This is a genomic window from Vibrio sp. CAU 1672 (assembly GCF_029223195.1).
Classification (GTDB): Bacteria; Pseudomonadota; Gammaproteobacteria; order Enterobacterales; family Vibrionaceae; genus Vibrio.
The window spans coordinates 107,503-130,761 of sequence record NZ_JARHUF010000010.1; the positions used below are offsets into that span (position 1 = coordinate 107,503).

General features: G+C 49.5%; 20 protein-coding genes. 9 read left to right on the top strand and 11 right to left on the bottom strand.

All coding sequences use genetic code 11. The features are described 5' to 3' along the window. Positions 1–8: 8 nt before the first annotated feature. Positions 9–1,898: a DUF294 nucleotidyltransferase-like domain-containing protein gene (locus P2G85_RS11560; protein WP_275864231.1), complete on the bottom strand. Its 1,890-nt coding sequence runs from the start codon at positions 1,896–1,898 to the stop codon at positions 9–11. A gap of 224 nt (positions 1,899–2,122) precedes the next feature. On the opposite strand from P2G85_RS11560, the gene P2G85_RS11565 reads away from it, so the two are divergent. Then, positions 2,123–2,749 (top strand): outer membrane beta-barrel protein, encoded by a 627-nt coding sequence (locus P2G85_RS11565; protein WP_275864272.1) that lies wholly within the window; start codon positions 2,123–2,125, stop codon positions 2,747–2,749. A 141-nt stretch (positions 2,750–2,890) separates the two neighbouring features. Here the strand turns inward: P2G85_RS11565 and P2G85_RS11570 are convergent, their stop codons facing one another. From P2G85_RS11570 to P2G85_RS11590, 5 genes are all read right to left on the bottom strand, one after another. Next, on the bottom strand, positions 2,891–4,081 hold the full coding sequence (locus tag P2G85_RS11570; RefSeq protein ID WP_275864232.1) for an amino acid aminotransferase: 1,191 nt from the start codon (positions 4,079–4,081) through the stop codon (positions 2,891–2,893). A 270-nt stretch (positions 4,082–4,351) separates the two neighbouring features. After that, on the bottom strand, positions 4,352–4,651 hold the full coding sequence (locus P2G85_RS11575) for a hypothetical protein (RefSeq protein WP_275864233.1): 300 nt from the start codon (positions 4,649–4,651) through the stop codon (positions 4,352–4,354). A 202-nt stretch (positions 4,652–4,853) separates the two neighbouring features. Next, positions 4,854–5,084: a hypothetical protein gene (locus P2G85_RS11580; protein ID WP_275864234.1), complete on the bottom strand. Its 231-nt coding sequence runs from the start codon at positions 5,082–5,084 to the stop codon at positions 4,854–4,856. A gap of 452 nt (positions 5,085–5,536) precedes the next feature. After that, the gene (gene asnS, locus P2G85_RS11585; protein WP_275864235.1) at positions 5,537–6,937 is read right to left on the bottom strand and encodes an asparagine--tRNA ligase; all 1,401 of its coding nucleotides are present in this window, start codon (positions 6,935–6,937) and stop codon (positions 5,537–5,539) included. Between the two features lie 188 nt (positions 6,938–7,125). Beyond that, complete coding sequence (locus tag P2G85_RS11590; protein WP_275864236.1) at positions 7,126–8,751, bottom strand: methyl-accepting chemotaxis protein; 1,626 nt, start codon at positions 8,749–8,751, stop codon at positions 7,126–7,128. 319 nt (positions 8,752–9,070) lie between these two features. On the opposite strand from P2G85_RS11590, the gene P2G85_RS11595 reads away from it, so the two are divergent. Together P2G85_RS11595 and queD are read left to right on the top strand one after the other, a co-directional pair. Further along, positions 9,071–9,655 carry a DJ-1/PfpI family protein gene (locus tag P2G85_RS11595; RefSeq protein WP_275864237.1) on the top strand — a complete coding sequence of 195 codons (585 nt, stop codon included), beginning with the start codon at positions 9,071–9,073 and terminating at the stop codon, positions 9,653–9,655. 249 nt (positions 9,656–9,904) lie between these two features. Beyond that, entirely contained in the window at positions 9,905–10,261 is a 357-nt protein-coding gene (gene queD, locus P2G85_RS11600; RefSeq protein ID WP_275864238.1) for a 6-carboxytetrahydropterin synthase QueD, read from the top strand. 243 nt (positions 10,262–10,504) lie between these two features. Here queD and P2G85_RS11605 read toward each other — a convergent pair whose 3' ends face one another. The 4 genes from P2G85_RS11605 to P2G85_RS11620 form a co-directional block, all read right to left on the bottom strand. Then, positions 10,505–10,972, bottom strand: a complete 468-nt coding sequence (locus P2G85_RS11605) for a GNAT family N-acetyltransferase (protein ID WP_275864239.1) — start codon at positions 10,970–10,972, stop codon at positions 10,505–10,507. Between the two features lie 131 nt (positions 10,973–11,103). Then, positions 11,104–12,465, bottom strand: a complete 1,362-nt coding sequence (locus tag P2G85_RS11610) for an L-serine ammonia-lyase (RefSeq protein ID WP_275864240.1) — start codon at positions 12,463–12,465, stop codon at positions 11,104–11,106. Between the two features lie 95 nt (positions 12,466–12,560). Further along, positions 12,561–13,814 carry an aromatic amino acid transport family protein gene (locus tag P2G85_RS11615; RefSeq protein WP_275864241.1) on the bottom strand — a complete coding sequence of 418 codons (1,254 nt, stop codon included), beginning with the start codon at positions 13,812–13,814 and terminating at the stop codon, positions 12,561–12,563. A 288-nt stretch (positions 13,815–14,102) separates the two neighbouring features. Next, positions 14,103–14,705 carry a CoA pyrophosphatase gene (locus tag P2G85_RS11620; RefSeq protein ID WP_275864242.1) on the bottom strand — a complete coding sequence of 201 codons (603 nt, stop codon included), beginning with the start codon at positions 14,703–14,705 and terminating at the stop codon, positions 14,103–14,105. A gap of 176 nt (positions 14,706–14,881) precedes the next feature. On the opposite strand from P2G85_RS11620, the gene P2G85_RS11625 reads away from it, so the two are divergent. Together P2G85_RS11625 and P2G85_RS11630 are read left to right on the top strand one after the other, a co-directional pair. Further along, complete coding sequence (locus P2G85_RS11625; protein WP_275864243.1) at positions 14,882–15,421, top strand: heme NO-binding domain-containing protein; 540 nt, start codon at positions 14,882–14,884, stop codon at positions 15,419–15,421. A 6-nt stretch (positions 15,422–15,427) separates the two neighbouring features. Then, the gene (locus tag P2G85_RS11630; RefSeq protein WP_275864244.1) at positions 15,428–17,131 is read left to right on the top strand and encodes an ATP-binding protein; all 1,704 of its coding nucleotides are present in this window, start codon (positions 15,428–15,430) and stop codon (positions 17,129–17,131) included. Positions 17,132–17,161: 30 nt separating this feature from the next. Here the strand turns inward: P2G85_RS11630 and pabB are convergent, their stop codons facing one another. Further along, positions 17,162–18,523 (bottom strand): aminodeoxychorismate synthase component 1, encoded by a 1,362-nt coding sequence (gene pabB / locus P2G85_RS11635; RefSeq protein WP_275864245.1) that lies wholly within the window; start codon positions 18,521–18,523, stop codon positions 17,162–17,164. 222 nt (positions 18,524–18,745) lie between these two features. Between pabB and P2G85_RS11640 the strand changes: the two genes are divergently transcribed. The 4 genes from P2G85_RS11640 (at position 18,746) to P2G85_RS11655 (ending at position 23,208) form a co-directional block, all read left to right on the top strand. After that, positions 18,746–20,269 (top strand): fumarate hydratase, encoded by a 1,524-nt coding sequence (locus tag P2G85_RS11640; protein ID WP_275864246.1) that lies wholly within the window; start codon positions 18,746–18,748, stop codon positions 20,267–20,269. Between the two features lie 153 nt (positions 20,270–20,422). After that, on the top strand, positions 20,423–20,608 hold the full coding sequence (locus P2G85_RS11645; RefSeq protein ID WP_275864247.1) for a hypothetical protein: 186 nt from the start codon (positions 20,423–20,425) through the stop codon (positions 20,606–20,608). A 186-nt stretch (positions 20,609–20,794) separates the two neighbouring features. Next, on the top strand, positions 20,795–22,171 hold the full coding sequence (locus P2G85_RS11650) for a YcjX family protein (protein ID WP_275864248.1): 1,377 nt from the start codon (positions 20,795–20,797) through the stop codon (positions 22,169–22,171). Further along, a complete protein-coding gene (locus P2G85_RS11655) occupies positions 22,168–23,208 on the top strand; it encodes a TIGR01620 family protein (RefSeq protein ID WP_275864249.1) in 1,041 nt (346 codons plus the stop codon). Before P2G85_RS11650 ends, P2G85_RS11655 begins: the two co-directional genes overlap by 4 nt. The last annotated feature ends 51 nt before the right edge of the window (positions 23,209–23,259 follow it).

Here is a 23,259-nt window from a genome sequence, read left to right on the forward strand (position 1 = left end):
GGTTTCCCCTATTTAAACTTGTTGTTGGCCTGATAGCGAAATTTCAAGAAATTTTGGCCATTGCTGAGGATCTGGAAAGCATCTTTCAGATTGCGGCGCTCAAAATCGGACAGGTTTTCCGGCTCAATGTTGTTGTCTGGTTCAATACCCAACTCGACGTCGTATGCCTGGTGGCGGATACGCACCATAGAAATAAACTCCAGCGCATCTTTAAGGTCCTGGGCCCGGCCTTTGGGCAGGATCCCGGCGTCGATGATATCATCCAGGCGTTCGAATGAATTTCGTGCTCTTGAGCCCACGGCAAGCGCATGAACGCGGATCAAATCGACCAGCGGGGCGGTACCGCGTCGTTTCATGTTAATCGAGTTATTGTGACGACCGTCTTTTTCCATCACGAAGTCTTTGAAGAACCCGAGTGGTGGGGTGCGGTTTAGCGCATTACGCGCTAAACAGGCCAGAAAACGGTTGTTTTTGCGTGCGCGCCTGACGATGAAACTGGTTAATTGCTCGGCCCACTTTAGCCGGCCATAAACACCATCTAAATCGAAGAAAATTGAGGCATTTAATAAGGCTTTTGGATTGGGATCGTCGATCCAGTCAGCAAAGCACGCTTCCCACTCCGATCGGGTCATACGCCAAATTGGATTGGTTGCCATGATGTCCCCGGTACAGTACCTGTAACCGCAGGCATTGAGTCCATCACAGACAAATTTGGCCATGGCTTCAAAGTATGCGTTATGTTTGGTGGGGTTGTAGGTTTCGTCAAGGATGATGGCGTTGTCCTGATCTGTCACCAGCAGTTGCTCATCCCTTCCCATCGAACCCAGCGCCAGGAAACAGTATGGCACCGGAGGGGGGCCCAGTTTTTCTTCGGCTAACTCCAGTATGCGTTGCTTGAAACTGCGCCCAATCACCGACATCGCACTGCCAACCATATGTGAGTTGGCATCTTCGTTGACCAAGCGGACAAAGCTGCTCTTCACTTCATCGGCCACAGTGGCTAAATCTTCGATGGTCTGTTGCTGGAAGATACTGCTCACCAACAGGAGCGAGCTTTGTGATTCGTAACGCACGATATCGGTGGTTTCGATAATGCCAATCGGTTGTTGGTTTTTGACCACCGGCAGGTGGTGGACATTGTACCGCAGCATGGTCAACATGGCTTCGTAGACATAGGCGTTGTGATCAAGCGAGATCACTTCCGTGGTCATCACCGAGGTGACATCATCCTGGGGGGATAGCCCTTCCGCCAGTACCCGGGTGCACAAGTCGCGATCGGTGATGATGCCCAGCACCGGGGAGGGCTGGCCGTCTTCATCGGGTTCGCTGTCCGGGTCGACGATCAGCAGTGATGAGACATTATCCTGGGCCATTCTTTGCGCCGCTTCCTGAATGCTCTGGCCTTTGTCGATCGTCGGGACTTCTCGGTGCAGCAAGGTTCTGACTTTGGATGTCGTCAGGTCGTTGGCGTCGCTGTTTTCTAAGTTTGCCTGGCGAAGACGGGCACTGTTTTCTACTTCGACAAAATCAGCAAAGGTGTCAAAATTGTCGTATAGCTCCTGGAACATCTCTTCCGGAATGCAGTAGAGCAGGGTATCTTCGATGGCCTTGACCGGGAAACGGACTTTATTATTGGTCAACAACCCCATTTGCCCAAACAGGTCGCCTTCATCCAAGCGGTTATAAAGCTCTCCCTTGCGTCGATAGACTTCGACTACACCGCTGCGGACAACGTACATATCGTGGATATGGTCGCCAAAATGAATGATCGGGGTATCCTGGCGGTAATAAGAAATCTCGACACTTTGTGCCGTCTTGTTCAGGGTTTCTTCTGGTAGCTCATTGAAAGGGGGATACTTGGCGAGGAAGTTACAAATCTCGAGAAGTTCTGCATCCATCAGGGTGCCTTTTGGTGAACAAATGATAGCGTAATCATAACTTAGTTTTAAAACAGAGTCTTATCGGATCACTGTTTTTATAACTTGATGATAAGATTCCCGTAGCTGGCACGGTATTTTTCTGTGTTTTCGGTTAAGATTTAAAGAGCAGGCAAGCTGAGTTTTTAAAAAGCCTGTTGTGCTGTTAAAGCACGATTCAAGTGACACTCATGGAAGGACGTAAAATGGTGAGATTGTTATTAACAGCCCCTTTGATAGTAATGCCTTTGCTCAGTTTTGCTGCAGATAAAGCGCCGGCAAAGACATTTGATTATGAGTACATACAGTTAGATGCAGGGGTTGGCACCACCAATGAAGAATGGCTGGAGAATTCGAACTCAACCACTCTTGCATTAGGCGGGAATTACCTGTTCACGGACAACTGGATGTTTAATCTTGATTATTCTGCGCAGTTTATTCATCCGCAAGATTTTACCTTGCGCGTCGACCGGTTGTTGTTGGGTGCCGGTTACCGTTACCCGCTTAATAATAAGTTAGATATCTACGGTATCTACAGTATCGGCGCGTTGAAAGCTAAAGCGACAGCAGACAGTAACGATAAAACGATTTATTCTGAGAGTGAGTTTCTTCAGGCTGCCAAGTTGGGTGTGCACTATCTGATCAAAGAAAACCTGACTGCGACGGCGGAAGTCAAATTAACCCGCAGTGATTGGGTCGATGAGGACAACTATCGCTTGGCGCTGAATTATCAGTGGCACGATGTCATCGGTACCGGCGTGTATTATCAATACCGAGATGTTGAGTCGAACTATATTAACGAAGCGGGGATCAGTCTGAGGTTCTTATACTAGGTGTATTTTAAGGTGCGGGAGTTCTATGCCTTGTGCTAAGCGATTTGTCCTGCACAATTATCTGAACACCGGTTTATCCAGATTGGTATAGCAAAAAGGTCAGCAAATGCTGACCTTTTGTTTTTTTACCGTATAGAGCCGTTACAGGACGGCTGCAATGCCTTTGCACAGCGGCAGCATATTAGATTTTGTCATGCCTGCGACGCTGATACGGCCCGAGCCGACGATGTAAATCCCGAACTCTTCTTTGAGACGGTTAACCTGATCTTTGTTCAGGCCGGAGAATGAGAACATGCCGTTCTGACGTTCGATAAAGCTGAAATCAGCCGCTACGCCTTGCTCTTTCAATGTTGCGACGAACAGCTCGCGCATTTCCTGAATGCGGTCACGCATTTCTGCCACTTCGGCTTCCCATTCAGCGCGCAACTCGGCATTGCCTAGAATGTGAGTCACCACTGCGCTGCCGTGTGCTGGCGGGTTGGAATAAATAGAGCGGATGATGGCTTTTACTTGTGAAAATGCGGTGGTAGCGATCTCCTCAGACTCTGCCACTAGCGTAAAGGCACCGACACGCTCGTTGTACAAACCAAAGTTCTTTGAGAATGAACTGGCCACCAGGATCTCTTTGTTGTATTTCGCGAATGTACGCAGGCCTGCGGCGTCTTCTTCTACTCCTTTGGCAAAACCCTGGTAAGCAAAGTCGAACAGAGGCAGCAGTTTTTTCTCGGCAACCAGTTTGGCTAACACTTCCCACTCTTCTGCCGTTGGGTCGATACCGGTTGGGTTATGGCAGCAGCCATGCAATAGTACAATGTCGCCTTCAGCAGCCGTTTGCAGATCGGCCAGCATCGCATCAAAGTCTTTATCTTTTGTTTCGGCGTTGTAATAGCTGTACTGCTTAGTCTCCAGGCCGGCAGCAGTAAATACACCGTTATGGTTAGCCCAGGTCGGGTTACTGATCCAGATTTTCACATCGCCCAATTGACGCTTGATAAACTCACCAGCGACGCGTAATGCGCCGGTACCACCAGGTGCTTGTGCAGTTTTAGCCCGTTTTGTAGCAACAATCTCGGCGTCCGCACCAAAGAGTAGTTTTTGTACTGCTAAACCGTATTCAGCCGTGCCTTCGATCGTCAGGTACGATTTGGTTTTCTCTGTTTCAACCAGTGCAGCTTCAGCTTTCTTAACGGTTGCGAGGACCGGGGTCTCACCGAGTTCGTTTTTGTAAATACCAACGCCCAGGTTAATCTTTTCAGCTCGAGGATCTTGTTTAAACTCTTCAGTTAAGCCAAGAATAGGGTCAGCCGGAGCGGCAACTACTTTTTCAAACATAATCGTCATCCATGTTAATCGAAGGGGTATGACGACATTTATACCTTTGAGCAATATCCGATACAACAGTTAGAGAAAAGAAAACTTAAAAAAATTTTGATTTGAAACAGAAATCTAACATTAACAGTGCTTTTACCAATAAAACCTTGCAAAAATGGCGACTAAAGCGCGGAGTAAGATCATTGGTAGGTGGTTTTTTATACAGGGAGCGGATAAGCCCGGATAAAAAAACGCTCCGGTAGCGGAGCGTTTATAACCAGACGATGGGGGCTAGTTCTTTAAGTTAATTTCCGACTCGATGGCGTTGGTTTCGATGTCTGGGTTTTTGGTGAACTTATCCGAAGCCCAATCATTGACATGTTTTAAAATCGCCTTCAGTGCATGCTTTTGATTAGGGGTTTCGTCATTACCCATTTCTAGTGCTTCTTTTGGGTGGTTACCTGTTGAATCTTGGGCAATATGCAGCCAGTCAGGGTGCCAGTAGTAAGGCTGGCCAGATGGCGTGTTCCAGGTATGAATGCCGTTTGTTTCACCTTTATATTCGATGTCATTTTCGTGGTACTTGGTCATTGTTATTGTCTCTTACAGTGATAAGTTGCGGTGTGCGTCACCATTGCTTATTCAATGTAACAGTCGGGAACAAAAAAGATGTGATGTCACTCGCTTTTACGTCAACGGGCTACCTCGATGCTTTTATGCCGATCACAAACGAAGACATACGTTTGATCTTGTACTGTGCGCGGCTGGTCAGGTTCACCCGTTGAGCGCGATTTTATTTGCGGTTTAGATCTTTGAGTATGGCCTGTTTGGCGTGTTCTTCAGTTGGGGTTTCACCTTCCGGGACATCCAAGTCACCTTTTGACTGCAATCCCATTGCATCCTCAGCAATATGCAACCAGTCCGGGTGCCAGTAGTAAGGGTTACCACCTGTGGGGTGATCCCAGCTGTGTACGCCCTTATGCACGCCGTTATAGGATAGATCGTCCATGGTAAACACTTTCATCATAACCTCCTGATATAGGGTTCTTTTCATCTCATTGATAGTATGGAATATAAATTGAAATCACGCTGAAATATTTTTAATGAGTTTTTGGTGGAGATTGAACAGCGGAATCATAGCGAAATAGGATGCAGTCCAGACATAGTGTGAGTTTGCACATCAGAGATAGTGAGCGGCGTATGAGTCGCTGGTGGCGGCGGGATGCCGTGACAAGATAACCTTCCCGGGCAGGAGGTTAAAATCAGGTTTTTAGTATTCCCGGTGTGCGGATAAACATGGCGCATGTTCCGGAGCACTTCCGGTTAACATCTCCACATTCTGCTAGCGGTTGTGGAGCCAGTGACAGGCTTGTGTACTATTGGGATGGACTCAGCTCATCATCGGCCGATGTTTAGCCCGATAAGATCAAAAAAGCCTCCCGAAGGAGGCTTTTGAACAATAACTTTACTTCTTGATTAGAAGTTTGCAGAGCGTGGCGTACGTGGGAATGGGATCACGTCACGAACGTTGCCCATGCCGGTTACGTAAGATACCAGACGCTCGAAGCCCAGACCGAAGCCTGCGTGTGGCACGGTGCCGTAACGGCGCAGGTCGCGGTACCAGCTCATGTGCTCAGGGTCGATGCCCATGTCGCGCATACGTGAATCCAGAACGTCCAGACGCTCTTCACGCTGAGAACCACCGATGATTTCACCGATACCTGGTGCAAGAACGTCCATCGCTGCTACAGTCTTGCCATCGTCGTTCATACGCATGTAGAACGCTTTGATGTCTTTCGGGTAGTTCTTCACGATAACAGGCGCTTTGAAGTGTTCTTCAGCCAGGTAACGCTCGTGCTCAGAAGACATGTCGATACCCCATTCAACCGGGAACTCGAACTCACGACCAGAATCCAGCAGGATTTGGATCGCGTCAGTGTAGTCTACTTGGGCGAAGTCAGAAGACACGAACTGCTCCAGACGAGAGATAGCTTCTTTGTCGATGCGCTGGGCAAAGAACTCAAGGTCATCACGACGCTCTTCAAGTACTGCTTTGAACACGTACTTCAGCATGTCTTCAGCCAGTTTCGCTACGTCATCGAGTTCGGCGAACGCAACTTCAGGCTCAACCATCCAGAACTCCGCCAGGTGGCGGCTGGTGTTTGAGTTTTCAGCACGGAAAGTCGGGCCAAAGGTGTAAACTTTGCTTAGTGCACAAGCGTAAGCTTCCGCGTTTAGCTGGCCAGATACGGTCAGGAAGGTTTCTTTACCGAAGAAGTCTTCGTTGTAGTCCACTTTGCCAGCGTCAGTGCGAGGCAGGTTTTCCATGTCCAGCGTAGAAACGCGGAACATTTCACCAGCGCCTTCTGCGTCAGAAGCGGTGATCAGTGGCGCAGAAACCCAGAAGTAACCTTGCTCGTGGTAGAAGCGGTGGATCGCCTGAGACAGGCAGTTACGTACACGGGCTACTGCACCGATCACGTTGGTGCGCGGACGCAGGTGCGCGACTTCACGCAGGTACTCGATAGAGTGACGAGTTTTTGCCATTGGGTAAGTATCAGCATCTTCTACCCAGCCAACTACTTTAACGTCAGTTGCGGCGAGTTCGAAATCCTGGCCTTTCGCCGGAGACTCAACAATCTTACCAGTTACTTCAACAGAGCAGCCGGTAGTAAGCTTTAGCACTTCGTCGTTGTAATTATTAAGATTATTAGGGACCACGGCCTGAATCGGGTCGAAACAAGAACCGTCATAAATGGCAAGGAAAGAGATTCCAGCTTTGGAATCACGACGTGAACGGATCCAGCCGCGAACAGTGACTTCACTGTCTACCGCAAGCTTACCGCATAGTACGTCAGATACAGGCGCGTAAGTCATGTTATAAATATTCTCCATTGAGGTAAAAATTCAACCCGATGCTCAACAAAAGTGCTTGAAACAAAATATTTTTGTTTAAAAAAACAGCAAGGCGTCGGGTTGTATAGAATTTTACAGATTCAACGGCACATATTACCTGTCAATTCGCCAGCTTCAACCTTTATTATCAATTTGGCGGCGAGATTTTGTTATTTGCTGGCGCTTTTGCTCTCCGATAATGCAAATTGGTTCAACAATCTCTCCAGATGATCAGAGAGCTGTTCCAGAGCGACACTAATATCACGGGTATGCGATGCGGATTGGGAGGTATCATTGGCATGCCGGGTGATGGTATCGACTTTATTTTGAATGTTGAGGCTGACTTGAGAGGTGGTTTGCGTTTGCTGTTGAATTAGCTGGGCGTGCTGGAGCACCTGATGCATTTCCTCAACGACTACACGCATGCTGTCAGACAAGGTTTCCACTTCCACTGAGCGCTGGTGGGCGTACTGACAGACATGATCCACCGAGGAGAGTGATTCGATGCTGCCTTGCTGGAACTGGGCAATAATAGTCTCGATGTTACCGGTTGCTTCGGAGGTACGTGAGGCGAGGCTGCGTACTTCATCGGCCACTACCGCGAATCCCCGGCCTTGCTCTCCGGCCCGTGCCGCCTCAATCGCGGCATTCAGTGCCAGTAAGTTGGTTTGCTCAGCGATGCCTTTAATCACATCTAAAATGGTTGAGACTTCACTGGTTTGTTGATTTAGCGTGGTGATTTTTTCTCTTACGGTATCAATATCACCAACTAAACTTTTGATCTCTTCACTTACGGTGTGGGCTTGCGCAGCGCTTTGCGTCGCGACTTCTACGGTATGGTTGATCACCCGGGTCGCTTCGATGGTCGCCTGTTCGACCTCAGATTGCTGTAGCTGCATATCGCTGATGTTATGCTGTACTTCGCTGGTCTCACTTTGTTGGTTATTCGCCGCATCATCCGTCGATTGAGCGACATTGGTCAGTTGGCTGGCTGAGTCTGCCAACGAGTGCGAGGTTTGTTGTACTTTGGTCAGGCTTTCAGACACCGTATCCATGAACGAGTTGATCGAATCTGCCAGTTGGCCCACCTCGTCGTGTTGAGCGTGAACCAAGCGTTGGGCGAGGTTCTTGCTGGCACTGACGTTGGACATAAACGTCGAGGTTTTCTGGATTGGACGGACAATGATTTTGCGGATCAGCCCCATGGTGATCAGAAAGCCGACAAAAGCGATTGTGGACATGATCCCCATGGCGTACAGCGCTTGCTTGTCAATCATTGAACTGACATGGCTCATGTTATATTCGAGACGAATGGCACCGAGCACTTCACCCTCAGGCGCGATATGGCAGGACACGCAATTGGTGCCACGATAGTTCTCGCTTGATTTCATTGGTAGCGCGACGACGATCCCCTGACCCCAGTCGGCGTTGATCGGCTCAATCACGTACTCACCACTGAGCGCGCGCCGGTCGATGTCATCCTGCGGCTGCTGGTCTTTCTGGCCCGGGCCATAGAGTTTGGACACCGTTTCTGCACGCAGGACTCTGACTTGTTCGATCCCGTCTTGCGCCAGGGCTTTTTGCCTGAGCGTCTCTTTTTGTGCCATGGTGCCGGTTAGCATCATCATATTGAGGCTGTCAAAGTAGTTACTGGCTTTGTCGTGCAGTTGCTCACTGAGCACATCATTGATCAGGGATTTTTGCTGGTAATACTGATACGCCGTTGACACAGCGAGTACGCAACTGAACACGCCGATCAGGGTAAGAAGTAACTTGAAGGTGATGGTTGAGCGCATATTATCTTATTTTTATCTTATTTTAATTGAACCCAGATATTGTAGGGCTTTGGCGAGGGATGGGCGATTTACCCGACATATGAATGTGACCCCATAGGCAGTGCGGTTGATGTAAATGTGATGTAATTAACGTGTAATCAATATTTTGGCGTAATGCCAATAAAATGACAACAGAAAAGCGTGATCGGCATATCAGGTGCTAGTTGTGCTTGATGGCAAGGTGCAATGCCGGGATTAGCATGGGTAAATGACCACTGGTTTGGTGGTCAGGACGAAAGCAGGGGATTCACTTATCGCGTTTTATGGGCAGGGAGGCACAATGAACATTGGCATTTATATTTATGATAACGCAGAGGTGCTGGATTTCTCCGGGCCCTTTGAAGTGCTGAGCACGGCAAAACGCCTGGGTGCTGAGAACTGGCATGTCTTTCTGATAGCGGAATACACTAAACCGGTTGTCGCGCGCGGCGGTTACCATGTGCTGCCGCACTATTCTATCCAGCACCATCCGCCCATCGATGTCCTGCTGGTCGCCGGCGGTGTGCATGGCGGTGAACTGGCCAAATCGGAGCTGAGCCGCTGGATACGAGCGCTGGAACCTACTGCCAGGATAATGGCCTCGGTATGCACCGGGGCATTTTTGCTGGCACAAGCGGGGCTGCTTGATGGCCGTTCGGTCACAACCCACTGGCAGGACATTCCCGAACTTACCAGTCAGTTTCCCGGCCTGAATGTGGTGAACAACCGACGCTGGATTGTTGACGGCAAATACATTACTTCTGGTGGCATCTCGGCCGGGATTGATATGAGTTTATATCTGGTATCGATACTTCACAGCCCGGCCCTGGCCGGGCAGGTCGCACGCCAAATGGAATACCGGTGGCAAATCAACCCTGAAGCATAGTGGTGCGGCTTATATCGCAGCGCCCTGGAGGAATGGTATTGATAAAATTAATACTAGCCGTAGAAGAATTGTGGCACAGTCCACGGAGTGCGATATACTACGTGCTGCGAATATGGCGTTTTTATCAAACAGGGAAGAGCGACGCAGCAACCATGGAACATTGTGTATTCACCAGATAGGAATTTGCGCTGTATTTACTTGAATAAATATTAGTTAAATCAAAGGTTTATTATTTTGAGTTCCCGTACAATGGAATTATATAAAGAATTTATGTTCGAGGCAGCACATCGCCTACCACACGTGCCTGAAGGGCATAAATGCGGCCGTTTGCATGGACACTCGTTCTTAGTGCGCCTTTATGTGGAAGGCGAGGTGGATCCACATACCGGTTGGATTGTTGACTTTGCCGAGATCAAAGCGGCATTCAAACCTATCTACGACCGTCTGGATCACTACTATCTGAACGACATTGAAGGGCTGGAAAATCCAACCAGTGAAGTGCTGGCAAAATGGATTTGGCAACAGTTAAAGCCAAACCTGCCACTATTGAGTAAAGTTGAAATTAAAGAAACGTGTACCGCAGGCTGCATTTACAAGGGTGAATGATTGAGCTTTCGATGCAGAAGTAAAAAAGCAAGCGCTACGCTTGCTTTTTTTGTACCTCACTTTTGCGTACAGGCGCAGGTTATACCAATCTTCATCAGTATATGATCATTCTTGCTGGTTAACATCGCAGATAACGGCGTTGTAGATTTGATAATCGGAATAACCAGTTAACCGAAAATTGCGCCTTGTCTGAAGCGATTTTTCCTGCGCCATTACCTGGACCGCTAGTTATCCAGACAGGTATCAGGCAAGCTCATGGCGCATGATGTTCTCTTTACCGGTATTACCCAATATGGTTTTCTCGGTGCTGTCAAAACCTGCTGCCGTAAAGAAACGGCAGGCGGATGAGTTACGCACGGGTACAGAGACACACAGTGATGTACTCTCGGTATCAATCGCATAAGCATAGGTGAGCAGCTTTGTCAGCGCGGCTTTGCCAATCCCCTGACGCTGAAAGCGGCGGTCGATCATGATATAGCTCAACCCTAGCTCGTGGCGCATTGCAAATGGCGCATGTTGGAAAAAGCCTTTGTCGATAATTAAGAATCCGGCAGTGACGTAGTTGTAATAGATAGTGACAAAAGTATCTGACGGACTGCGTTGCTGATAGGCCTGCTCAAACGGGATAAACCAATCTTTTTGGTCATCTTGCACAGTAAGTTGCATCAAGCTGGAAAAGTCTTTCAAGCGGGTTGGCTTTAAGGCAATCATGGGGTGACGGGGAATTTATACAGGATACTAGTATTATAAAACGCAGCGTTGAGCTGTGGCAACGGAATATCAAAAGTAAACAGATAAAAAAACCCGAGCGATGCCCGGGCTTTTACGAAGGAGGTGCGGCATTAGCAGATAACTTTTACTGCCAGGCCACCTTGAGAGGTTTCGCGGTATTTGGCGTTCATGTCTTTACCGGTCTCCAGCATGGTTTCAATCACCTTATCCAGAGAAACACGCGGTGCAGAAGAACGACGCATAGCCATGCGGGTTGAGTTGATCGCTTTTACCGCTGCGATGCCATTACGCTCAATACAAGGAACCTGCACCTGACCGGCAACCGGGTCACAGGTGAGGCCCAGGTTGTGCTCCATGGCGATTTCCGCCGCCATACACACTTGCTCCGGGCTACCACCCATCAGCTCAGCCAGGCCGGCTGCGGCCATCGAACATGCCACGCCGACTTCACCCTGACAGCCCACTTCGGCACCAGAGATCGAGGCATTACGCTTGTATAGACCACCGATTGCACCAGATGCTGCAAAGTAGCGGATGTAATCTTTCTCAGTAACGGTTTGGATGAACTTGTTGTAGTAGGCCAGTACCGCAGGGATGATGCCACACGCTCCGTTAGTCGGTGCAGTCACGACACGGCCACCGGCGGCGTTCTCTTCATTGACGGCGAAGGCAAACATGTTCACCCAGTCAACCACAGACATAGGGTCGTTAGAGGTTTTTTCTGATGTCAGCAACTGTTGGCGCAGGGCTGCTGCACGGCGTGGTACACGCAGTGGTCCCGGCAGGATACCTTCTTCATTCATACCGCGTTCCATACATTCATGCATGGTTTTCCAGATGTTAGCGAAGTAAGTGCGGGTCGATTCTTCAGAATGCAGGGAGTGCTCGTTTTTCATTACCAGCGAGCTGATAGACAAGCCATTCTCACGGCACTGGTTAACTAACTCTTCTGCAGTGGTGAACTCGTAAGGCGCTTTGATTGGGTTCTCTGCTTCCTTACCAAAGTTTTCCTCATCAACGATGAAGCCACCGCCGATAGAGTAGTACGTTTTCGAGTACACGTTTTTGTCATCGATCCACGCATGGATCTGCATGCCGTTTTCGTGCAGTTCAAGGTTAGTGGTATGGAAGTTCATCCCGCCTTCGCGAGGGAACGAGACTGTATGACAGTGCATGCCAACAGGTAGGCGTTCAGTTTCTTCTACGCGCGCGATAAAGCCCGGAATAGAGTCGATATCAACTTTCTCAGGGGTATTGCCTGCAAGACCCATGATGATGGCGATATCCGTGTGGTGACCTTTCCCTGTCAGTGATAGTGATCCATAAACGTCAACGGTGATTTTAGTGATGTCGCGCAATTTTCCCATTGCACGCAGGTCATCAATAAACTCTTTACCCGCTTTCATGGGGCCTACAGTGTGAGAGCTGGAAGGACCAACACCGATTTTATAGATATCAAATACACTAATCATATCGATTACCTCAGAATAAAGCCCCCCGTAGAGCGGGAGGCTTACTTTTTATCGTTATATTCTTAATTCAACCACGCGTGATTAATCAGCAGTGATTAAAGAGCGCCGTAGATTACAGAACTAATAGCGGCAAGGCCACAGATTGCTGTGAAAATCTGTACAGGTGCAGAAGTTTTGTACTTCGCCATCGCTGGTACTTTTTGCATTGCAAATACTGGCATCAAGAACAGGATAGCGGCAATCATTGGTGCGCCCATGGTCTCAATCATGCCCAGGATGCTTGGGTTAACGATAGCTACGATCCAAGTCGTGATAACGATGAACAGTAGTGAAGCTTTTTCAATCTTGCTTACTGGTTTTTCAGAGCGAGACTTGATCAGGCCAACCAGACCTTCGTGCGCGCCCAGGAAGTGACCGAAGTAGCTTGAAGTGATCGCCGCGAAAGCAACCAGCGGACCCATGTAAGAGATCAGTGGAGATTCGTGAACGTTCGCCAGGTAAGAAAGTACTGAAATGTTTTGCTCTTTCGCTGTAGCCAGTTGCTCTGGAGAAAGAGACAGAACTACAGAGAATACGAAGAACATTACGAAGCCCATCAGCATCATTGCTGCGCCGCCAGTGATCGCGTCAGTTTTCTTAACCGCGTTGTCACCGTGTTGCAGGCGCTGGTCTTTAGAGAACTGAGAGATGATTGGGCTGTGGTTGAAAGAGAACACGATGATTGGGATCGCCAGCCATACAATCGTTGGCATTGAACCCCAGTCAGGTGAAACTTCCATCATTGAACTGTTCCAGTCCGGGATCAGGTAGAAAGACAGCGCAAGCAGGATAAATACCAGTGGGTATACCATCGCCGATGTGGCTTTTAGCATCAGTTCTTTACCAAACACCACGCCTGCTGTCATTGCCGCGATCAGCGCACCCGATAGCAGCCAGCGAGGGATTGACTCCATGCCAATCTGGTTGACCAGGAACGAATCTACTGTGTTGGTAATACCAACGCCGTAAATCAGAACAATTGGGTAGATGGCGAAAAAGTAGGCAAAAGTGATAAGGTTTGCGCCAGTCTTACCAAAGTGTTCTTCCACTGTGTCAGTGATATCAGCTTCAGGGTTTTTTGCAGATAGTACGAAACGCGCCAGAGATTTGTGAGCAAACCAGGTCATTGGTGCAGCAATTAGTGAAAGAATTACTAATGGCCAGAAACCGCCAGCACCTGCTTTGATTGGTAGGAACAGGACGCCAGCGCCCACAGCAGTGCCGAACAGAGACAGACACCAGGTAAAGTCTTTGTAAGTAAACTTACTAGACGATTGTGCGGTAGAAACCGCAGAAGTATTAGTAGTCATTTTTTGATACTCATTTTTGGGAACAGGAAATAAGTCGGCAGCGATTTTGCAAGATTTTGCAAAGCGAAAAATAGATCTAAATCATATATTGTTCGAGCTTATTGAATGATGTATCAAAAAGCTGCGTCTTATCACGAAAACGCCGTGCTACATGTGATTATTGTTAATACTTCGGATTAGAAAAATTAATCTTAAGATAAACTTTGCAAAGTTTTGGCAAACTAAACGTTTGCGTTGGAAATGGTTAATTAAACTAATGTGAATGAAAGTTTTTAAGCTTGTTGATAGTTAGCTCTGAAGAATGAGGTGTTGCTGTAACGATTCAATGATCTGCGCCGTCATTCCCCAGATAAAGTGCTGCTGGTAAGGAATGGCAAAGACCCGATGGTGATGATCTCTTACTCGAAATTTGGCGCTGAAAAGCTTTTCAGCGTCGAGCAAATGACTGGCGGGGACTTCAAACACCGCTGCCACTTCATTGTGATCAATCCGGGTATGGTAGTCTGCGGAGACAAATGCTAAAAATGGTGTGACATGAAATAGACTAATGGTTGGCAAGCGCGGAAGCTGACCAAAAATTTCAACTTTTTCAGGATGTAAGCCAATTTCTTCGTAGGCTTCCCGTAGGGCAGTTTGGGCCAATGATTTATCTTGCGGTTCAAACTTACCGCCGGGAAAACTGATTTGCCCGGGGTGATGGCGCAGGTGTTTCGCGCGCTCGGTCAAAATCACCTGCATGCCGTTTTCTCTTTCAACGAAACCGATCAACACCGCCGCATCGCGGAAGGATTGCTTGTTGAGCTTGGCAAGGCGCTGCAACGATTCGCTGTGGTAGCCACTGGGCAGGGTCAACTGAAAAACTTGCAGCAACTGCGCTTTGTCTATTTCCATACGTTATTCCTTTCATTACTTCTCTAGGCCAACATTGCTTCTCCCGGCCAACTGGTTTCCGGTACGTGGCATGCCACAACAGCAGGCATGTGCCTGCGGTCGACATTAATTTGAAACTTATAATGTTATACACCATTCTTAAACTTAACACGTTTCTTAAGGAGAAGGAGCGGCCGATGAAAGGGATAATTTTCACCGAGTTTATGGAGCTGGTGGAAAACAAGTTTGGTCTGGAAGTGCTGGATGAAGTACTTGACCTGTCGGGCAACCGCGGGGTTTATACTGCGGTTGGCAGCTATGACCACCGGGAACTGGTGAAGCTGATTGTCAACCTGAGTAAAGTGACCGGGGTTGCGCCAGAGGCGCTACAGCAGGTGTTTGGTGAATGTGTGTTTCACAACCTGCTCCGCTCGGTTCCCAGCCATGCGAGTTTACAGCAATGCAGCTCGGCCTTTCAGTTTATCCGTCATGTGGAAGATTTTATTCACGTTGAAGTCAAGAAGCTCTATCCGGATGCCAACCCGCCCCGGTTTGACTTTATCAGCGAAACGGTCAGCGAGCTGGTGTTTGATTACCGCAGCGCACGTTGCATGGCCCATGTTTGCCTGGGGCTGATCAAAGGCTGCGCCAGCCATTTTGGTGAAGAGATCAGCGTTAAGCAGCAGCAACTGAGCGATGACGGCAGCCAGGTGCGGTTTTGGTTGCAGGCCAACTAACTGCCCATGGCCGCGAAGTCTTCGTTAGAGAGAAAGCTGGAAAGAGAAATCGCCTCGCGCAAGGCCGCTGAGCATTTGCTGGAGCAAAAAAGCCTCGAGCTCTACGAGGCCAACCAGCAGCTGAGTGTTGCGGTCAAAAAGCTCAAACTGCAGTCACAGAAGGATTTGCGTAAGTTTGAGTTTGAAGAGCAGATCGACATCACCCTGATTAAGTTCGGCCGCACATTCCTCTCTAGTGCCTTTGACCAAACCCTTGTCGCCAGCTTTTTAGAGCGGCTGACATCTAATGCCATTTTGTCGGCAACCTTCATGTGGTTAGATGAAGCCTATTTCCCATCGCTAAACCAGCATCGATTTGGCCACTTACAGCTTGAAAGTGACGGGGTAATTCAGCGGAAAATGTGCTGGCAAGACAATCAACTGCATATCCCGATTATTGTTGAGGAACAAATTGTCGGTGAGTTGGTGTTTGTAGCAAACCTTGACCATGTTAGCCGTGAGTTAGTCGCGAAACAGATGGTCTTAGTCTCTGATCTGATTCATGGCGTGATTGGTCGTCATCTGAGCCTGGAACGTGAAGTGGCGCTGCGCAAAAGGGCCGAAGAGTCGGAACGGGCGACCAAAGAGTTTGTCGCGATGATAAACCATGAGTTGCGTACGCCGCTCAATGGGGTATTGGGCAGTGCAGAGTTGTTAGAGAAAACCCCGTTAGGTCTGGAACAGAGCCAATATTTACGTAATCTGATGCATTCGGGAGAACTACTCCGGGTGATCATCAATGATCTGCTTGATTTCAGTAAAATGAACGCTGGGATGATGGAAATCATCGATAAGGTGTTTGCCTGGGCTGAGCTGGAAAACACTATTACCGGGGTGTTTGCCGCCAAAGCAGCCGAGAAACGCATTCACTTTTCAATCGACAAAAAAGTCGGTATTCCTGAGTACCTGATTGGTGATGCTGAGCGGATCACCCAGATTTTGGTGAATCTGGTGGGGAATGCGATTAAGTTTACCCATTTGGGCGGGGTGGTGTTAAGGGTCGAGTGGTCAGAAGGGATGATGCACCTTGAAGTGGAGGACACCGGGATTGGTATCCCTAAATCTGCGCAAGCTACTTTGTTCGATCCGTTTGTTCAGGCGGATCGCTCAACCAAGCGTAACTTTGAAGGTTCAGGGCTAGGTCTGGCCATTTGTAAAAACCTGGTTGATTTGATGCATGGTGAGATTGGCTTCACCAGTGAAGAGCGCAAAGGCACGATTTTTAAAATTGCGATACCGCTGCCGCAGGGGGAGAGTCGGAACTTTGCGCCGTATGGTGAAAGCGCGACCGGCAAGCCGGTCGAGTTGGCAGGACGCAGTATTCTGGTGGTTGACGATATCCGGATGAATCAGGTAATTGTGACCCAGATGCTGAAAAAACTGCGTATCCAGCCCGATTTGCGCAGTAACGGTATCGAAGCCGTTGAAGCCGTACAAGACAAACACTATGAGCTGATCCTGATGGATTGCCGGATGCCGGAAATGGACGGTTATGAAGCCACCGCGCATTTGCGCAGCATTGGTTTTACCCAGCCAATTATCGCGCTGACCGCCGGTACTACGTTAGAGGAGCGGCAAAAATGCATCGACTCAGGCATGAATGACATCCTTACCAAACCCTACACGGCCGCAGACATTGAGCAAATAATGTTTAAATGGCTGGAGGATTAGCCCTGTCGAGGTATGAGAGGGCCATTCCGGTTACTTAAGGGCGGGCAAAATTTTCGACAGCTTGTCGAGGGTTTCCTGGTACTCGGCAGCGCACTCACTGTCGGCCACCACGCCGCCGCCGGCCCAGGCATGCAAATGGTGGTTTTCTGCGATTAAGGTACGAATGGTGATGCTGGTATCTATCCGGCCATGACGGGAGATGTAGCCGATGCTACCGCAATAGGCACTACGTCGGTGGGGTTCAAGTTCTTCAATGATTTCCATCGCCCTGACTTTGGGCGCTCCGGTGATTGAACCACCCGGAAAGCAAGCACGCAGCAGATCCGCCGGAGAATACTGGTCATCCAGATCAGCGCGAATGGTGCTGACCAAATGATGGACTGCAGGAAAGCTTTCAATATCAAACAATTTCGGTACATGGACACTGCCTGGTGATGCCACCCGGCCAATATCATTACGCAGCAGATCGACTATCATCAGGTTCTCTGCCTGATCTTTTTCTGCCGTTTGCAGATCGTAAGCATAAGCTTGATCTTGATCGGGATCATCGCTGCGAGGGCGGGTACCCTTGATTGGTTTGGTTTCGATCACTCCGGCGTTAAGCTGCAGAAAGCGTTCCGGGGAAATGCTTAAAATACTCGATTCGGCCATCCGGATGAAGGCGGAAAAGGGCGCCTGATTGGCTTGCTCTAAACGGCAGTACGCCTGCCATTCACTGCCTTGATAGGTGGCGCTGAAACGTTGTGCCAGGTTGATCTGATAGCAGTCGCCACTTAACAGGTAATTCTGCACCGCATCAAACCGTTTGGCATAGTCTTGCTGCGTCATATTGGACTGCCAGTCACCGGTCAGCATAAAATCAGGATTAGCTGTTGCGCGTTGCTGGTTTAGCCATTGCCATGCCTGATTGACATCCTGGCCGGCCAGCGTCGCTTTACGCTGTTGGTGGTCGACGATCACCGCCCAAGCGTAAAGTCCGACCGCCATGTCCGGCGTGGCCAGATCTTGCTTTGCCAGGTTAGGGATTGATTCAACCCGGCGGCCAAGATCGTAGCTGAAATACCCCAGAGCCCCGCCGACAAAAGGTAGGTCCTCACAGCCCTCCAGCGCCAGATCAGGCAGCAAGCGCTGTTGATAATGATCGAGCAAGGTAAACGGATCGGTATCAGACACTTCAGTGTGTTGCTGGTGAACGATGCGGGTCTGCTGGCCGGTGGTTTTCAGGGTTGCGATGGGGTTGGCGACCAGAATATCGAAACGGCTGTCAATATGGGTTTGGGAGGCCGAACGTAATAGCATGGCCCATGGCTGGGATTCGATACGGGAAAACAGGGTAAGTGCGAGGTCTTCGGCGTAGTCCAGCGCCTTAAAATCAAGGAGTTGAGTGTCCATGTTGTTCATTTGTTTAATTTGTGACAAAGAGTTCATTCACTGCATGGCATGTCGTGGGAAGCAAGAGTATCATAAACACCGAAACAGATCGCTGACTTCCTTGGATCGTGATTGGTCGACATCGTTCGTAACTTACGTTAAAACACGCGTTTCGCACCATCAGCTCATCACACGATCAGGAGCCAGGCCAATAATGGAAGCATAACTATAACGAGGCATGCAATGACGGTAATCCGCAAGCAGGATGTGATCAGCAGTGTCGCTGACGCGCTACAATACATTTCTTACTACCACCCGTTAGACTTTGTTCAGGCCCTTGAAAAGGCCTACCATCGCGAACAGAGCCAGGCAGCTAAAGACGCAATTGCCCAAATCTTGATCAATTCGCGCATGTCGGCGGAGGGGCATCGTCCTATTTGTCAGGATACCGGCATTGTGACCTGCTTTGTCAATATTGGTATGGGCGTGCACTGGGACTCCACCGATATGACGGTACAGGAAATGGTAGACGAAGGCGTCCGTCAGGCTTATACCAATCCGGATAACCCGTTGCGTGCATCGGTTCTGATGGATCCGGCGGGTAAGCGTATCAATACCAAAGATAACACCCCTGCGGTTGTGCATATCAACATGGTGCCGGGCGATAAAGTCGAGATCCAGATCGCGGCGAAAGGCGGTGGTAGTGAAAATAAAACCAAAATGGTCATGCTTAACCCATCTGACGATATCGCCGAGTGGGTAGAGAAAACCCTGCCAGCTATGGGCGCGGGCTGGTGTCCGCCTGGTATGCTGGGCATCGGTATTGGTGGTACGGCAGAGAAAGCGGCGGTACTGGCCAAAGAATCGCTGATGGAACACATTGACATTCATGAACTGATTGAGCGTGGCCCGCAGAATGCGGAAGAAGAGTTGCGTCTGGATATTTTCAACCGCGTCAACAAACTGGGTATTGGCGCACAGGGTCTTGGCGGCTTAACTACGGTTGTGGATGTCAAGATCAAAACCGCACCAACCCACGCGGCTTCTAAACCGGTGTGCCTGATCCCGAACTGCGCTGCAACGCGCCACGTCCATTTCACGCTGGATGGCAGCGGCCCGGCGAAGCTGACCCCGCCGAAACTGGAAGATTGGCCAGACATTACCTGGGAAGCCGGTGAAAACACCCGCCGTGTCAACTTAGATACGGTGACCAAAGAAGAAGTGCAGCAGTGGCGCACTGGCGAAACCGTGCTGCTGTCGGGCAAGATCCTGACCGGGCGTGACGCGGCCCATAAACGCATTCAAACTATGCTGGACAATGGTGAAGGCCTGCCGGAAGGGGTGGATTTGAAAGGCAAGTTCATTTACTACGTTGGCCCGGTGGACGCGGTCGGTGATGAGGTGGTTGGCCCGGCGGGCCCAACAACGTCGACCCGAATGGATAAGTTTAGCGACATGATGCTGGACGAAACCGGGATCATGGGCATGATTGGTAAAGCCGAGCGCGGGCCGGCAACGGTCGAGTCGATCAAAAATCATAAAGCGGTTTACCTGATGGCAGTGGGCGGCGCTGCGTATCTGGTGGCAAAAGCGATCAAGAAAGCCCGCGTCGTGGCCTTTGAAGATCTGGGTATGGAAGCGATCTACGAGTTTGAAGTAGAAGACATGCCGGTGACGGTAGCCGTCGATTCAAACGGCGCAAATGCGCATCAAATCGGGCCTGACATGTGGAAAGTGAAGATTCAGGAAATGGAAGCACAGGCTTAATCATCGCCGTAATAGTGTGACAAACTGCTGATTTAACTAGTAAACAGTTGAAAAAAGTGCGGCGTAAGCGGCACTTTTTGTCTATATAATAGGTTATACGTATAACGGCATATCAAACAGTAATTGGTGTGTCGATAATGATTAGGAGACTGCATGCCTCGCTTTATACAGCTTTTACAGCTCATTCTTGTCGTTGTGATTGGTGCTTTTGTTGGTTATGACTTGATCCTGCACGGGATCAGTATTTTTGAAGAAAAGTACGTGACGATCACTTGTGTGTTGGCGGTGGTGCTTGAGATCGCGCTGTTTGTGATTTACAAGTTAATCGAAGACGACTAGGCATCCCAACCCGTTTGACCATTCGATAAAAGCCTCTGCATGCGTCAGGGGCTTTTGTGCTTTGGTTGTCCCGTCCTGAAATGTGGTTGTTCATGTTTGATTAAGGTGAGTGGCTTTACACTATTTCAGAATAGTTGAGGGCTTGGTAGCCCTTTAGCAGCGTAAGACAGGTAACACAGCAAAATAATGAAACGAATAACGCAAGAAGTGAATGACTTTATCAGCCGCGGCATGGACAGTAATGTGCGGATTGCCGTGACTGGGTTATCGCGTGCAGGCAAAACGGCATTCATCAGTTCGCTGGTGAACCAGTTGTTGCATACGGCCACCCACAATAACCTGCCGTTACTGAGTGCTGCCCGGGACGGACGCTTGATTGGGGCCAGACGCGAGCCACATATGAACATGATGGTACCGCGCTTTGCGTATGATGAGGCAATGGAGCATATCCATGCGACACCACCACAATGGCCGGTTCCAACGCGAGATGTCAGCGAAATTCGTTTAGCCATCAAATATAAACCCAACAAAACGACTAAAAAACTGCTGGGTAAAACGGCGGTACTGAACCTTGATATTATTGATTACCCGGGAGAATGGCTGCTCGATTTACCTTTGATGGCGATGGATTTCGCTGAGTGGTCGGAAAGCCAGTTTGCCGCGCTGAAAGGCGAGCGAAAAATACTGGCTGAAGATTGGCTGAATGCACTGGCGCTGGTTGATCTCGACGCTGAGGTGGATGAAAAGCAGCTTGAACACGTATCTCAGGCTTACACACAGTATTTGCATGCCTGCAAAGATGCCGGTTTACATTGGGTTCAGCCGGGCCGTTTTGTCCTTCCCGGGGATTTGGACGGTGCGCCGGTGCTGCAGTTTTTCCCATGTCGGGTGGGGGCTGAACACCGAAGTGATAAAGGCAGTAATCTGGCCATGCTGGAAACGCGCTATCGTGAATATCAGCAGAAGGTGGTGAAAGCGTTCTATAAACATCATTTTGCGACGTTTGACCGGCAAATTGTACTGGTTGACTGCTTACAACCACTTAATGCCGGTGATGAGGCATTTTATGATATGCGCCATGCCCTGGAGCAAATCATGCACAGCTTCCGCTATGGACAGAGTAATCTGCTGCGCCGGCTGTTTGCGCCGAAAATCGATAAAGTGTTGTTTGCCGCAACCAAGGCCGATCATGTGACGCCGGAGCAGCATCCTCATTTGGTGTCGTTGTTGCAGCAGATGGTCCACCCCGCGTGGCAAACGGCCGCGTATGAAAATATTGATATGAACTGTATGTGCATTGCTTCAGTTCAGGCCACCACGTCAGGTTTTATTTCATCCGGTGATAAGACGGTTCCAGCTTTGCAAGGAACTACTCTAGAGGGGGAGGTGCTGACCCTGTTCCCAGGCGAGGTACCGAAGAAAGTGCCTGATGAACATTATTGGCAAACGCAGGGGTTTGAATTTAGCTCTTTTCTTCCGTTGCCAACCGAGCAAGATCAGCCGTTGGCACATATCCGGATAGATAAAGCTCTGGATTACCTGATTGGGGATAAACTCAAATGAGTAAGTTGAAGCAGAAACAGGTGTTCACCAACAAGCTCTCGACAAGCAAACCACAAGATGCGGGCGCTGAACTGACTGCTCAGCAGCATTTTTCATCCCGGGATAAATTTGTTCCGGTTAACCTTGAGCCTTCAGCGGCAGATACTGCTGCCGAGGTGGATCTTGAGCCGATCATTCGCCCGAGTACCAGACGCCGCTGGCTGAGTACGGGTTTGTTTGTCACGTTTTCCGGGTTGGTCGGCTGGCAGGCAGTGGATACGGTTGCCGGTGCGATCGAGTCAGCAGACTGGCTGGCTCTTGGTTGGACTGGCTTTACCGCGATTGTTGCCTCCCTGGGGTTAGGGGCGTTAGGCAAAGAACTGTGGAAGCTACGCAAACTGCGCCACCACTTTAGTATTCAGCAGCAGAGTGAAGCCCTGCTCGTTAGTCAAAGTGTCGGTAAAGGAAAAACCTTTTGTGAGCACATTGCCGCGCAAAGTGGGGTTTTGGCCGAGAGTCCCGCCTACGACCGATGGTTCAATAGCATTAATCCCGCGCACAGTGATGCCGAGATCCTCGACATGTACGACGCGATGGTGGTGAACCAGCAAGATAAACGGGCTACCCAGATTGTCTCTAAGCATGCAACCGAATCTGCGGCGCTGTGCGCGGTGAGCCCTCTGGCGGCTGCAGATATGTTGCTGGTGGCGTGGCGAAATTTCAAAATGATCGACAATCTGTCCCGGGTTTATGGTGTCGAGCTCGGATACGCGTCGCGCCTCAAACTGATCCGCGCGGTGTTTATCAACGTTGCGGTAGCCGGAGCCAGTGAGCTGGCGATTGATGCGGGTATGGATCTGATGTCGATGGATCTGGTAGGGAAAATATCCGCTCGGGCCGGGCAGGGGATCGGGGTCGGTATTTTAACCGCCCGGTTGGGGTTAAAAGCGATGGCACTGTTGCGCCCGTTGCCGTGGCATCCTGACAGGCAAGTCAAACTGGGTGGCATTCGTAAGGAAATCGTGGCGAAAGTTACATCAATGACAGTGAAACCTTAACCAATATCACTGATGAGCCATGCGGAAAACTTGACGGTTGAACACGCTTGG

Coding starts and splice junctions, on each gene's coding strand:
- P2G85_RS11655 (WP_275864249.1), top strand. CDS start 22,168: ATGAGTAAGTTGAAGCAGAAACAGGTGTTCACCAACAAGCTCTCGACA.
- P2G85_RS11610 (WP_275864240.1), bottom strand. CDS start 12,465: ATGATTAGTGTATTTGATATCTATAAAATCGGTGTTGGTCCTTCCAGC.
- queD (WP_275864238.1), top strand. CDS start 9,905: ATGGAATTATATAAAGAATTTATGTTCGAGGCAGCACATCGCCTACCA.
- pabB (WP_275864245.1), bottom strand. CDS start 18,523: ATGGACACTCAACTCCTTGATTTTAAGGCGCTGGACTACGCCGAAGAC.
- P2G85_RS11645 (WP_275864247.1), top strand. CDS start 20,423: ATGCCTCGCTTTATACAGCTTTTACAGCTCATTCTTGTCGTTGTGATT.
- P2G85_RS11625 (WP_275864243.1), top strand. CDS start 14,882: ATGAAAGGGATAATTTTCACCGAGTTTATGGAGCTGGTGGAAAACAAG.
- P2G85_RS11575 (WP_275864233.1), bottom strand. CDS start 4,651: ATGACCAAGTACCACGAAAATGACATCGAATATAAAGGTGAAACAAAC.
- P2G85_RS11615 (WP_275864241.1), bottom strand. CDS start 13,814: ATGACTACTAATACTTCTGCGGTTTCTACCGCACAATCGTCTAGTAAG.
- P2G85_RS11620 (WP_275864242.1), bottom strand. CDS start 14,705: ATGGAAATAGACAAAGCGCAGTTGCTGCAAGTTTTTCAGTTGACCCTG.
- P2G85_RS11605 (WP_275864239.1), bottom strand. CDS start 10,972: ATGATTGCCTTAAAGCCAACCCGCTTGAAAGACTTTTCCAGCTTGATG.
- P2G85_RS11565 (WP_275864272.1), top strand. CDS start 2,123: ATGGTGAGATTGTTATTAACAGCCCCTTTGATAGTAATGCCTTTGCTC.
- asnS (WP_275864235.1), bottom strand. CDS start 6,937: ATGACTTACGCGCCTGTATCTGACGTACTATGCGGTAAGCTTGCGGTA.
- P2G85_RS11595 (WP_275864237.1), top strand. CDS start 9,071: ATGAACATTGGCATTTATATTTATGATAACGCAGAGGTGCTGGATTTC.
- P2G85_RS11570 (WP_275864232.1), bottom strand. CDS start 4,081: ATGTTTGAAAAAGTAGTTGCCGCTCCGGCTGACCCTATTCTTGGCTTA.
- P2G85_RS11560 (WP_275864231.1), bottom strand. CDS start 1,898: ATGGATGCAGAACTTCTCGAGATTTGTAACTTCCTCGCCAAGTATCCC.
- P2G85_RS11650 (WP_275864248.1), top strand. CDS start 20,795: ATGAAACGAATAACGCAAGAAGTGAATGACTTTATCAGCCGCGGCATG.
- P2G85_RS11630 (WP_275864244.1), top strand. CDS start 15,428: ATGGCCGCGAAGTCTTCGTTAGAGAGAAAGCTGGAAAGAGAAATCGCC.
- P2G85_RS11590 (WP_275864236.1), bottom strand. CDS start 8,751: ATGCGCTCAACCATCACCTTCAAGTTACTTCTTACCCTGATCGGCGTG.
- P2G85_RS11640 (WP_275864246.1), top strand. CDS start 18,746: ATGACGGTAATCCGCAAGCAGGATGTGATCAGCAGTGTCGCTGACGCG.
- P2G85_RS11580 (WP_275864234.1), bottom strand. CDS start 5,084: ATGAAAGTGTTTACCATGGACGATCTATCCTATAACGGCGTGCATAAG.